Consider the following 12187-nt stretch of genomic DNA (forward strand, 5'->3'; position numbering starts at 1 on the left):
CGAAGCCTGTAACGCTTAAATGACGCAGGCAATGTTCTCTTCGAATGGTTAACGGCGCTCAGCCGCCCAACCATTTAGGAGAAAGATCATGAAAGCCGTTGAAACCAATTCCGCAATCCAGGCTTCCGCACTCCGTTTCTCTGCCGCCGCAAAGGCTGCCATGAAGCAGGAAGAGCTCAACGCGTCCGCAAACGGCCTCGAAAGCCTGACGCATGCGCTGAGGTTCCGCTAAGGAACCGATCAGCATGTCTGCCTTGGCTGACCTCGAAACGCTTGCCGCTGATCTGAACCGCTCTTCGGCAGGCGTCAACAGCTACCACGACCGGTCGTTGACCCCCGCACAGACTTTTGCGGCGATCAAGCCACATCTGCGTGCTCTCGGGATCACTCGTGTCGGGCTGCTGACCGGACTCGACGTGCTGAACATTCCGGTTGCCTTTGCTACGCGGCCAAATAGCCACACCCTTTCGGTCTTCCAGGGCAAGGGTATCGACAAGGAAGCGGCGATGACCTCGGCCGCCATGGAGGCGATCGAAACTCGAATTGCCGAAATTGCGCCTGCCCACCTGACGCATGCCAGTCTTGAGGCCATGAAGGCCGAACGGGCCGCAATGATTGACCTCGACAGCGTGGCGCGCTGCGCCCCCGACGAAATCGGCAAGGGTCAGATTCCCTGGTGCTCCGGCTTCGACCTTATCTCGGGCAATACGACTTTCGTGCCGTGGTGGCTTGTCGGCCTCGACCATCGCGGCGAACGCCCGCCGGGCTTTGAACAGTCGAGCGACGGCCTTGCGTCGGGCAATACCCCGGCCGAAGCCGTCCTGCACGGGCTCTGCGAACTGGTCGAGCGCGATGCGTTCGCACTCACCCAGCTTAAATCCCCCGAACAGCTTAAGCAGGCAAGGGTCGACCCGCTCGCTTTCGGCGATGCAGTGATCGACGTCATGGTCGATCGCATCCGCCAGGCCGGCATGCGCCTGCTCCTGATCGACATGACCACGGATATCGGTGTGCCGGCCTTTCTTGCCGTGATCATTCCCGGCAATCTTTCCGATCGCGTCGATGCCCGCTGGGCCCAGGTCTGCGGCGGTTGCGGCTGCCATCCCGATCCCGTGCGCGCGGCACTTCGTGCCATTACCGAGGCTGCCCAGAGCCGTTTGACGGCGATTGCCGGCAGCCGCGACGATTTCTCGCCAAAAATCTACCAGCGGATTGATCGCAGCGCTGCCATGCGCCAGGTCGTCGATCTCTGCAATAATGACGCCGCGCTCAAGCCATTCCCCATGCGCCCGCATCGCCCGACAACGATCCAGGATACGATCCGCCATATTGCCGGCCGGCTGCGGGCTGCGGGGGTCAGTCAGATCATCGCGGTCCCGCTGCCGCATCCGGCCCTTCCGGTTTCCGTCGTACGTGTGATCGTGCCGGGCTTAGAGGTCGATATCAGCGGCCAGTACATCCAGCTCGGCCTGCGCGCCGTCAATGTCATCCGCGAGGCCGCAGCATGAAGGTCCTGTTCGTCGGTCCGAGCCTTGCAGGCGGCATTGCCGAGGCACGCAAGCAGCATCGCACTATCGATTTCCGCGCACCCGCCGCCTGCGGCGACATCCTGAAGGCAGTGCATGAAGGCGCAACCGCAATCGGCCTCATCGACGGATATTTCGGCGATCTTCCTTCCGTCTGGCACAAGGAAATACTCTTTGCGCTGGAACGGGGCGTTACCGTTGCCGGCGGCTCCAGCATGGGTGCATTGCGGGCCGCCGAATGCTCCGCCTTCGGCATGGTCGGCATCGGCTCGATCTACGAGGACTATGAATCCGGAGACTTGCTGGACGACGAGGCGGTGGCGTTGGTCCATGCGCCGGCGGAACTCGGCTGGCTGCCGCTTTCCGTCCCCTGGGTCGATTTCGAGCCGACGATCGAAGGGCTCTATGCCAGGGGCGAGATTTCGCTCAGCGAGCGCAAGAAGCTGCTGCTGGCCGGGCGCTTCCTGCACTTCTCCGAACGAACTTATGCCAAGGTCGTCGAAGAAGCTCATTTCGGCCGCAAGCCGCGGCGTGAGCAAATTCTGGCAGCGATCCGCGCCAACCGGGTCGAGCGCAAGCGCGCGGACGCTCTTAAGGTGCTGGAATGGCTGGAAAAGGGAGATTTTGCGTCAGCAGAGCGTGACTGGAGCTTTGCCGCAACCTCGCATTTTGAACTGCTGCAGGCCGAAATCACGCAGAAGACGGCACCTGTAACGCTCGAATAACGGTCCGAGTCGAATATAGCCTGTGTGGGGATTTGACGTTCACCGTCGAGGGCGGAAACAATGTTCGAAAAAATGGACGAGGGTGCAGGCAGAGAATACGCAAGGCTCTTCCGGCTGCTGGCAGCAGCCAAGGATGAGGCTGAAAAACTTCAGCTGCGCAATCTCATGCACCTGACAAACATGGCACTGCTGCAGGTCGTCATCGATTGGGACGGCATCGATCCGGACACGGAACTCGATGCGAACCTCGAAAAACTCGTCGGCAACAAAGCCAAGATCGCAATGAAAGACGCTGGCGAAAATCTGATCGTGATCGAACGCCATTAATCCCCGTTGCCGGGTGCGACTGACCGCAAAAAATCAGGCCGACGTGCTATTCCGCAGCGTCAGCTTCCATCTGCTCGGTATTGGCAATTGCCTGGACGAGCTTGAGGATTTTCTTGCGAAGCTGCTCGTTCTTGATCGAGAAGAAAGCAGCGTTGAGCTGAACGCCTTCACGCGAAATGACGAATTCTTCGCTCGGTGCGGGATTATCATTTGCGTTGGCGGCCGGGGCCGTCAGATCGTCGAAGAAGGTTCTGACATCGACGTTGAGCGCGCCGGCGATTTCGACGAGCATGCTGGCGGAGACGCGGTTGGAGCCTTTTTCGTATTTCTGGATCTGCTGAAAGGTCACGCCGACACGATCGCCCAGTTCCGTCTGAGAAACCTTCCTCAGTAGTCGCTGTATGCGGATCGTCTTGCCGACATGAACGTCAACGGAATGCGGTTCTTCTTTCATCTGATATTCCCTCCTGCGAAAACCGGACCACTACTTACACGACCGGCTGTAACAACTTTTAGCCGAGTTAGTTCAACCTAGCAATTGCTTGGATGTAGTTTGCCTGAGCCAAAACATCGCGCCATCCGAGAGCCGTTACCGATTGCACGTTGACACGGTTCATTTTCAGGCGACAGTTCGGCAGAGTTTAGCTCAGAAAGAGCGAACCTGCCTCGCCTAAAGGAGGCAACTCAGAGGTTCCAGAGGCGCTGCGCGTTGCCGTAAAGCAGCTGCGACCGCTCCGATTGTGCAGTGCCCGACAGCACGGCCTGCGTGGCCGCAACCCAGGTGGAAAGCCCATTCGCCAGCGTGCAGACCGGCCAGTCGCTGCCCCAGATCACACGGTCCCAGCCGAAGCTCGATATGACATGCTCGATATAGGGACGCAGGTTTTCTGCCGTCCAGCTTGCCGGATCGGCGTTGGTCACGATGCCGGAAATCTTGGCTATGACATTCGGCCGGCGAGCGATGTCGGTTATACCGCGGCTCCACGGCTCATATGCGTTCGATTTGATGTCGGGATTGCCGCAATGATCGAGCACGAACTGCACGTCGGGCGCCGCATCGGCAAGGGCGATGACCTTGCTCACCTGATGCGGCAGCGTGCAGAGGTCAAAGGTCAGGCCGCTGCCGGAAAGCCTTCGGATGTTGTCGCGAAAGGCCGCGCCTTCCGAGACATCGTCAGGTACGACGTGCAACACGCGCCGGAAACCCTTAACGAAGGAATCGGCCTTCTGACGCTCCAGATAGGCGGCAAAGCCTTCCTCCTCGGGCCTGCAGGAAACGATCGCGCCGCAAACCAGATCGCCGAGGCGGCTGATATAATCGGTCTCCGCCTGCATGATGATCGGATCGACATCCACCTCCATATGCAGGGCTTTGGTAATGCCACAGCGTTTGGCCTCGACGGCATAGGTCTCGTAGAGAAAATCGCGGTCGAGATCAGGCACATTGGCTAACCAGGGATAGCTGAGCGCCGACCGGTCGATGACGTGCAGATGGGTATCGATGAACACGCTCTTCTCCTCCACAGAGTTGGCTGCAACCTATCTGCGGTGAATGGATTGTTCAAATAGAAATTCCACCTGTCTCAACCCGGCACGGCAATAGTGGCGCCGGCGAGCGCGGAGAGCTCCGCCGCCGTCTTCTGCACCATGCCGATCGCCCGGGTAATATCAGGCGCGGCCGGCGCATTGACGAGTGCGATATAGGGGCAGGTGAGAGCGGCAATGCCGCGCCCGTCCGGCCCCAGGACCGGTGCCGAGAGATTGTAGACGCCGGCCGTCTGGGCACTTGCCATCATCTCATAGCCGCGCTCGCGGATCTGGTTCAGCCTCTCGTAGAAATCCGGGCCAAGATCCACCTCTTCGCGGCTGCGCACATGCTCGGAGATCATCATCTCGCGTTCCTCGTCACTGCGAAAGGCAAGCAGCACATGGCCGGAGCCGGTGTCGAACAGGCTGATATGGGAACCGACGCGGATCGACAGGCCCCAATAGTCTGGCGCCTCCTGCTGCGCGATGACGACGGCTGCCCCTCGGTCGAAGACGGTCAGATGATTGGCCTGTCGGGAGCGCTGGGCGAGATCACGCATCAGCGGCGTCGCATAGGAGGCAAGCCGGCGCACAGGCGCATGCAACTGTGCCAGGCCGAAGAGCTTCAAGGTGAGCGAATAACGGTCACCGTCGAGCCGTGTCACGTAACCGCGCTTCACGAGACGGTCGAGCATGCGGTAGAATTCATTTGGGCTGCGCTCCAGTCGCTTGGCGATTTCCGCCTGCGTCAGCCCGCTGTCTACGCTGGCCAGAAGTTCAAGAATATCGAGACCCTTGTCGAGCGCCGGAGCGCGATAACGATCTGACTCTTCGCTCTCCATTCTTCCCTCCTGTGAATGTCATTCTGCATATACGCAGACAGGCGGACGGAAAAGAAAAACTTGTCGCTTGACCACGCGCTCATCGTCTGTTTGTCTATAAACAGACAAATCAAATGTGAAGACATCGGGCGGGGCCCGTGCCTGACGACCGCAATTCCCGTGCAGCTCGCCAAGGCGAGACAAAATTTCGATACGGGAGAGGGAGGAAGCCATGCAGCCATGGAATCTCGTGGCGCGTCTGGCGGACAGGGCGTCGCCTGGGAGGACGCGCTCGACCGGACAAAGACTTTAACCGAGCGATCCTTTTGAGATAGATTTCCGTACCACCGCCAGCGCGCAAAAATCCCCTGGGAGGCCATGACATGACAAGCAATCTTTCCGCCAAGACCGTTCTCATCACCGCAGCCGGTCAAGGCATCGGCCGCGCCACGGCGCTCGCCTTCGCCGCTGCCGGTGCCAAGGTACACGCCACCGACATTAATGTGGATGCCCTTTCAACCCTGGCTGCGGAAGCCAGGGTTTCCACTCACAAGCTGAACGTACTCGAGGATGCAGCGGTCAAGGCGCTGGTGGCAGAAATCGGCGCCGTGGACGTACTCTTCAACTGCGCCGGCGTCGTCCATAACGGATCGGTGCTGGAGATGTCCGATCCCGATCTGGAATTTGCCTTCGATCTTAACGTCAAGGCGATGATCCGCACCATCCGCGCCGTGCTGCCGGGCATGCTGGAGCGCAAGGACGGCTCGATCATCAACATGTCCTCGGTCGCCTCCAGCATCAAGGGCGTGCCGAACCGCTTTGCCTATGGTGTCACCAAGGCAGCCGTGATCGGCCTTACCAAATCCGTTGCCGCCGATTACGTGACGCAGGGTGTGCGCTGCAACTGCATCTGCCCCGGCACGGTGGAAAGCCCGTCACTGCAGGACCGCATGCGCGCACAGGGCGATTATGACACGGCGCGCGCCGCCTTCATTGCCCGCCAGCCGATGGGCCGCCTGGGCACGCCGGAAGAGATCGCCGACCTCGCGGTCTATCTGGCCGGCGCCACCTATACGTCCGGCCAGGCCTACGCCATCGATGGCGGCTGGACGATCTGAGTTTTCCACGGCCGGCCTCCGAGAAAGCTTACCGGCCCACCCAAACGGGACGAATACCATGACCCGCATCACCGATATCAAAGTATACGACCTCCGCTTTCCGACCTCGCAAAGCCTCGACGGTTCCGATGCGATGAACCCGGATCCGGATTATTCCGCCGCCTATGTGATCCTCGAAACAGACGGAAAAGGCCTCGCCGGTCACGGCCTGACGTTCACCATCGGCCGCGGTAACGACATCTGCTGCGCGGCGATCGAAGCGATGCGCCACCTGGTCGTCGGTACCGAGCTTTCCGAGGTGAAGGCAAATCCCGGCAAATATTGGCGGCACCTGACAAGTGACAGCCAGCTCCGATGGATCGGGCCGGAAAAGGGCGCGATCCATCTTGCGACCGGCGCCATCGTTAATGCGATATGGGATCTGATCGCCAAGGAGGCCGGGAAACCGGTCTGGCTCCTCGTTGCCGAAATGTCGGCCGAGGAGATCGCCGATATCGTCGATTACCGCTACCTCACCGATGTGCTGACGCGTGAGGAGGCAATTGCAATTCTGAAGAACGCCGAGCCCGGCAAAGCCGAGCGCATCGCCACCCTTCAGAAGGAAGGTTACGCCTGCTACACGACCTCGGCAGGCTGGCTTGGCTACGACGATGAAAAGCTGCGCCGCCTCTGCCAGGAGGCGATCGATGCCGGCTTCAACCACATCAAGATGAAGGTCGGGCGTGACCTTGAGGACGATATCCGGCGCTTGAGGATTGCCCGCGAAGTGATCGGACCGGACCGCTATTTGATGATCGACGCCAACCAGGTCTGGGAGGTCGCTCAGGCTATCGACTGGGTCGGAAAGCTCTCCTTCGCAAAACCTTTCTTCATCGAGGAGCCGACGAGCCCCGACGATGTCGCCGGCCACCGCAAGATCCGCCAGGGCATTGCACCGGTAAAGGTCGCGACCGGCGAGATGTGCCAGAACCGTATCATGTTCAAGCAGTTCATCGCCGAGGGCGCGATCGATATCGTGCAGATCGATTCCTGCCGCATGGGCGGGCTGAACGAAGTACTCGCCGTGCTCTTGATCGCTGCCAAATTCGGCCTGCCGGTCTGGCCGCATGCCGGCGGCGTCGGGCTTTGTGAATATGTGCAGCACCTGTCGATGATCGATTATGTGGCGGTGTCGGGCATCAAGGACGGCCGCGTCATCGAATATGTCGATCACCTGCACGAACATTTCCTTCACCCCTGCATCATTAAGGATGCCGCCTATATGCCGCCGACTGCGCCCGGCTTTTCGATCGAGATGAAACCGGCCTCGATTGCCGGCTACACATTCGGAGGCTAGGGGAGGCGGCATCACCTTGTTCCGGCTGTCTGCTGGGGATGGAGAATGCCGGTCATTGCAGAAACATCCCGGATCCTTTATAAGTTTAGACTACGAAGTGGGCTTAATGAGCCTACTTCGCGTGCTTAGGCAAGAGTATTTGGCGCCTACCTAACGCGCTGTTTTTTCTAACATCTTCCATCGAAACGGAATCGAACACGGGGATTGATTCCGCCACACCAGTGTCCGATTTTGGTACGTCCCACCGTCGAAGGCGGCGTCAGACGACATTTCGTTCAAATCCCCGTTCCCGACAGGTGCCCCACGACGATCAGGTCTTGCGGATTCGCAGCACCGGCGCCGTTCGCACTCGTCAAACGCCAGAGTGTCATCAGATCCTTTGCCGGCGAAGTTTAGGAATCGGTAATTGCTGATTCTTCTCAATGGGATGCGCCAGGCGCCGTCTGCGGCATCAAAACATCGCTTTTCCTGTCTGCTTTTCAAAAATGATGTGAAGAGGCCACAGCTTTGCAAAGCTGATCGGAATTCTGTTAACTGACGGAGAAATCAGACGAAATTGTAATCCGTCTGTCGTAAACTCCTGATCTCGGGGCTTCCGCTAAGACCTTGTTCTGATGGAGTACCTTGCCAGAATCGCCGCGATCGGTAATCGTCACGCTTAAAAAGCCGTTTCCGGCGTTTTTCCGTGATGAAAGATTAGAGCGTGAGCAAGCCACAAAGGACTTCTCGGACCCTTCAGCGCAGCGTCGATGAGACGATCGGCGCCCATGCGTCGACGATCAGTTCGCAGTTGCAGGCAATCAGCGAAGCCCTATTCCCACCGACTGCCAGCAAGACGCTGCGCCGCTTCACATCCGGCGAGGCCGCCAAGCTGATCGGTGTCTCCGATTCCACCTTGCGGAAGATGACGCTTGCCGGCGAAGGCCCACAGCCCGATGTCGGCACCAACGGCCGGCGGCTCTATTCCCTACGCCAGCTCAATGAGCTGCGCACCCTGCTTGCCGCTTCGGCCCGAGGGCGCGAGGCGCATGACTTCCTGCCGCATCGCCGAGAGAACGAGCATCTGCAGGTCATCGCCGTCACCAACTTCAAGGGTGGGTCGGGCAAGACCACGACATCGGTGCATCTTGCACAATATCTCGCCCTGCAGGGCTACCGCGTGCTTGCGCTCGATCTTGACCCGCAGGCCAGCATGTCGGCCATGCTCGGCGTCATGCCGGAAACCGACGTCCGTTCCAATGAAACGCTTTACGCGGCTATCCGCTACGACGATGAGCGCCGTCCGCTTTCCAACGTGGTGCGCAAGACCTATTTCGACGGCCTGGATCTCATCCCCGGCAATCTGGAACTCATGGAATTCGAGCATACGACGCCGCGCGCCCTCATGCGCGGTTCCCGGGACGGCGAAGGCGTGTTCTTCATGCGCGTCGCCAAGGCGCTCGATGACGTCGCCGAAAATTATGACGTCGTCGTTCTCGATTGCCCGCCGCAGCTCGGATACCTGACGCTGAGCGGCCTTTGTGCGGCAACCTCGATGATCGTCACCGTCCACCCGCAAATGCTGGACGTGGCCTCCATGAGCCAATTCCTGCTGATGACGCATGATCTTCTTTCCGTCGTGCGCGAAGCGGGCGGCGAGCTCAATTACGATTTCATCCGTTATCTGCTCACCCGTTACGAGCCGCAGGATGCGCCGCAGACAAAGGTGGCGGCACTCCTGCGCAACCTGTTCGACGATCACGTCATGATCAATGCGATGGTGAAATCCGCAGCGGTCTCCGATGCCGGCCTGACCAAGCAGACGCTCTATGAGATCGGCCGCGAAAACCTGACCCGCTCGACCTATGACCGGGCGATGGAAGCGCTCGATGCCGTCAACGGAGAAATCGAGACGCTGATCCGGCAGGCATGGGGGCGCACATGAGGTTGCCCCCAATCAAAACCGACCTATCTCGCTACAGCCGGCCGGCCTTTCTGTTGGGAGCTCCCAACAAAGGCGGCAGTGTGAGCAGCCGGCAAAAATCCGTCCATCTGCAGGCAGCCCATGGGCGTGTTGGGAGCTCCCAACTGCGCTCTTTTCGTTTGCCCGCATCTGACTGGAAAGGATTAAATTGATGAGCAGACGCGATACCGTCAATTCGCTCTTCATGCGCAAGGCCGACATGCCGGTGCCCTCCGCCGGTGTCGAGAAAAACCCTGATCGGGTGCGCACCGGCGCCGTCTCGGCCATGGGGGCATCGCTGCAGGAAATGACTGAAGCTGCGCGTGTAGCCGGCCATCTGCAGGAACAGATTTCGTCCGGTTTCTCGGTTCTCGAAATCGACCCTTCGGATATCTCCTATTCCTCGATCAGCGATCGTATCCCGGTCGAGCGCGACGTCGAATTCGATGCGCTTGTGGCAAGTATTGCCGAGCATGGCCAGAAGGTACCGATCCTGGTGCGTCCCGATCCTGAAAAGGATGGACGTTACCAGATCGCCTATGGCCGGCGGCGACTTCGGGCTGCGGCAAGGCTCGGGTTCAAGGTCAAGGCGATTGTCCAGCGCTTGAACGACAACGAGCTAGTCATCGCCCAGGGCAAGGAAAACCTCGACCGCCAGGATCTCTCCTTCATCGAAAAGGCGCTCTTTGCCCATCGTCTCGAAGAGGCCGGCTACTCGCGTGAGGTCATCATGGCCGCACTTTCGACCGACAAGGCCGATCTCAGCCGTTATATCTCTGTCGCCCGTGGCGTGCCACAGGCCGTGATCATGGCGATCGGTCCGGCGCCGAAAGCGGGACGCGCGCGGTGGCTGGCTCTCGTTGAGGCCGTCGCTTCCGCGCCGAAGAAGGTCGAGGCAATCATTGCGGACGATGCCTTTGCCGATCTCGACAGCGACCAGCGCCTGCAACGCGTCTTGTCGAAGATGGCGGCGCGCGACGCAAAGAAGGTCACTGGCGAGACCTGGAAAACACGGCAGGGCCAGAAGGCGGCTCAGATCGAGCGTGCCGGCAACAAGACGCGCATCACCTTCGATGAGCGCCTGGTGCCCGAATTTGCCGACTATCTTACCACACGGCTCGATGAGCTCTTCGAAGAGTTCGGCGCCGTCAAGTCACAACGATAATTGTTGGCGGATTAAGCCGCTGACGAGGATTTGACTGTTAGGAAAAGGAGCCAATAGGCAAAGAAAAAGGCCCCCGAACAAAACATCCGGAAGCCCTCTTCTCTCGTTTAGCACCCAGAGAATCGCACTTCCCGGAATCACTGTCAAGGTTTTTGAACGTCGTTTTGGCGGGCGCCGATGATTTGCCTTTGTATAAGGTGAACCACGATGAATACGGGATTTGTAACGACGCCTTTCGGGCGGCGGCCGATGTCGCTTGCCTTAATGAAAGGTCAGCTTCAAGCCGAATCGGTCAAGCCGGAGAGGTCGGTCGACAAGTGGAAGGTGTTCCGCGCCGTCTGCGAGGCACGCCCGCTGCTCGGCATTTCCGACCGCACGCTCGCTGTCCTGAACGCCCTACTGTCGTTTTATCCGGAGAGCCATCTTTCCGGTGAGGCGGGCATGGTCGTCTTTCCCTCCAATCGGCAGCTGATGGTTCGGGCGCATGGCATTGCAGTCACCACGCTGCGCCGGCACCTGGCGGCTCTGGTGGAGGCCGGCCTGATTATCCGCAAGGACAGCGCCAACGGCAAACGTTTTGCCCGCCGCAAGAGCTCCGGGGAACTCGAGGAAGCCTACGGCTTCAGTCTGGCGCCGCTCCTTGCGCGCAGCGAAGAGCTTGCTGCCATGGCTCAAAAGATCGAGGCCGATCGGATAGCACTTCGACGTTTGCGTGAGCGCCTGACGATCTGCCGCCGCGATGTCCGCAAGCTGATCGATGCTGCAGTCGCCGAAGGCGTTCCCGGCAATTGGGACGATATCGAGGCTGCTTATGTCCGTCATCTCGCATCTCTGCCGCGCAATCCCGAGGCTTGCGATCTGGACAGCGTACGCCTGAAACTCGAAAGCCTTCGCGCCGACATCGTCAATCTATTGATGAGCTTTGAGAATTTCATAAAAACGAGCGCCAGTGTGGTTCAAAATGAGCCGCACATACAGAATTCAGATACAGATTATCTTGAATTAGAATCTCCTGCGCCAGCGCAAGCCGAAATGCCAACAGCGACGGACGAACCGGAACAGCCCGCAGGGACCCAAAAAATCTTCTCTCTCGCCCTCATCCTTAAGGCCTGCCCGCAGATCAGCGACTATGTTCAGGGCGGGTCGATCCGGGGATGGCGGGATCTCGTGACCGCTGCCGTCACTGTGCGCTCTATGCTCGGGGTCACCCTGGAGACCTACCAGGCGGCCTGTGAAGTCCTTGGCCGGGAAAATGCTGCCGTCGTCATCGCCTGCATGCTGGAGCGGGCAACCCATATCAAATCACCAGGCGGGTATCTGCGTGATCTGACCCGCAAGGGAGCCCGAGGGGAATTTTCACTTGGGCCAATGCTGATGGCGCTGGCGCGGCAGAACAGCCCGGCTTTGCGGAGGGCTGAAGGCGCAGGGCTAAGTCGATAACTGGCTGCCAAGACTTTGAATTGGACGGTGAAAGATGCTGGAAATGGGGCATTGGAAGGTTCTATGACGATGTCACCAGGCAAATCCGGGAAAGGTAATACCCTTCATTGAAGAGCAGGTGTCGGAAATAAAGGCGGGATTAACTTCCATAAAAAGAGGAGACGCAAGTCTCGTCAACGCCTTATGTGGCATTTCGTCCTGATCGCGATTGGAGCGATAAGCGAGAAATTCAGCGCGTAGTGTTCACCCCGACTACTCCA

Annotated in this window: 12 protein-coding genes; 9 read left to right on the plus strand and 3 right to left on the minus strand. The window is 59.2% G+C overall.

Going from position 1 to position 12187, the window contains the following annotated elements; genetic code table 11:
• The first annotated feature begins 88 nt into the window (after positions 1-88).
• The 4 genes from FHX15_RS25490 to FHX15_RS25505 are packed head-to-tail and all read left to right on the plus strand — an operon-like array spanning position 89 to position 2578.
• A complete protein-coding gene (locus FHX15_RS25490; RefSeq protein WP_184401155.1) occupies positions 89-232 on the plus strand; it encodes a hypothetical protein in 144 nt (47 codons plus the stop codon).
• Between the two features lie 13 nt (positions 233-245).
• Entirely contained in the window at positions 246-1508 is a 1263-nt protein-coding gene (locus FHX15_RS25495; protein WP_184401156.1) for a YcaO-like family protein, read from the plus strand.
• Positions 1505-2251 (plus strand): TfuA-like protein, encoded by a 747-nt coding sequence (locus tag FHX15_RS25500; protein ID WP_184401157.1) that lies wholly within the window; start codon positions 1505-1507, stop codon positions 2249-2251. The genes FHX15_RS25495 and FHX15_RS25500 overlap by 4 nt, the downstream gene beginning before the upstream one ends.
• A 60-nt stretch (positions 2252-2311) precedes the next feature.
• Positions 2312-2578 (plus strand): hypothetical protein, encoded by a 267-nt coding sequence (locus FHX15_RS25505; protein ID WP_184401158.1) that lies wholly within the window; start codon positions 2312-2314, stop codon positions 2576-2578.
• Positions 2579-2624: 46 nt separating this feature from the next.
• On the opposite strand, the gene FHX15_RS25510 is transcribed toward FHX15_RS25505, so the two are convergent.
• From FHX15_RS25510 to FHX15_RS25520, 3 genes are all read right to left on the minus strand, one after another.
• Positions 2625-3032: a helix-turn-helix domain-containing protein gene (locus FHX15_RS25510; protein ID WP_112567497.1), complete on the minus strand. Its 408-nt coding sequence runs from the start codon at positions 3030-3032 to the stop codon at positions 2625-2627.
• A gap of 230 nt (positions 3033-3262) precedes the next feature.
• A complete protein-coding gene (locus FHX15_RS25515) occupies positions 3263-4087 on the minus strand; it encodes an amidohydrolase (protein ID WP_184401159.1) in 825 nt (274 codons plus the stop codon).
• 74 nt (positions 4088-4161) lie between these two features.
• Positions 4162-4947: an IclR family transcriptional regulator gene (locus tag FHX15_RS25520; protein WP_184401160.1), complete on the minus strand. Its 786-nt coding sequence runs from the start codon at positions 4945-4947 to the stop codon at positions 4162-4164.
• A 362-nt stretch (positions 4948-5309) separates the two neighbouring features.
• On the opposite strand from FHX15_RS25520, the gene FHX15_RS25525 reads away from it, so the two are divergent.
• The 5 genes from FHX15_RS25525 to repC all read left to right on the plus strand — a co-directional run bounded on the left by FHX15_RS25525 (position 5310) and on the right by repC (position 11927).
• Entirely contained in the window at positions 5310-6044 is a 735-nt protein-coding gene (locus FHX15_RS25525; RefSeq protein WP_184401161.1) for an SDR family oxidoreductase, read from the plus strand.
• Between the two features lie 58 nt (positions 6045-6102).
• Positions 6103-7380 (plus strand): L-fuconate dehydratase, encoded by a 1278-nt coding sequence (locus FHX15_RS25530; protein WP_184401162.1) that lies wholly within the window; start codon positions 6103-6105, stop codon positions 7378-7380.
• Positions 7381-8083: 703 nt separating this feature from the next.
• Positions 8084-9304 (plus strand): plasmid partitioning protein RepA, encoded by a 1221-nt coding sequence (gene repA, locus FHX15_RS25535; RefSeq protein ID WP_184401163.1) that lies wholly within the window; start codon positions 8084-8086, stop codon positions 9302-9304.
• 190 nt (positions 9305-9494) lie between these two features.
• A complete protein-coding gene (gene repB, locus FHX15_RS25540; protein ID WP_184401164.1) occupies positions 9495-10487 on the plus strand; it encodes a plasmid partitioning protein RepB in 993 nt (330 codons plus the stop codon).
• Between the two features lie 207 nt (positions 10488-10694).
• Positions 10695-11927: a plasmid replication protein RepC gene (gene repC / locus FHX15_RS25545; protein WP_184401165.1), complete on the plus strand. Its 1233-nt coding sequence runs from the start codon at positions 10695-10697 to the stop codon at positions 11925-11927.
• Positions 11928-12187 lie beyond the last annotated feature (260 nt).

Origin of the sequence: Rhizobium sp. BK650 (assembly GCF_014195325.1) — a bacterium.
GTDB lineage: Bacteria > Pseudomonadota > Alphaproteobacteria > Rhizobiales > Rhizobiaceae > Rhizobium.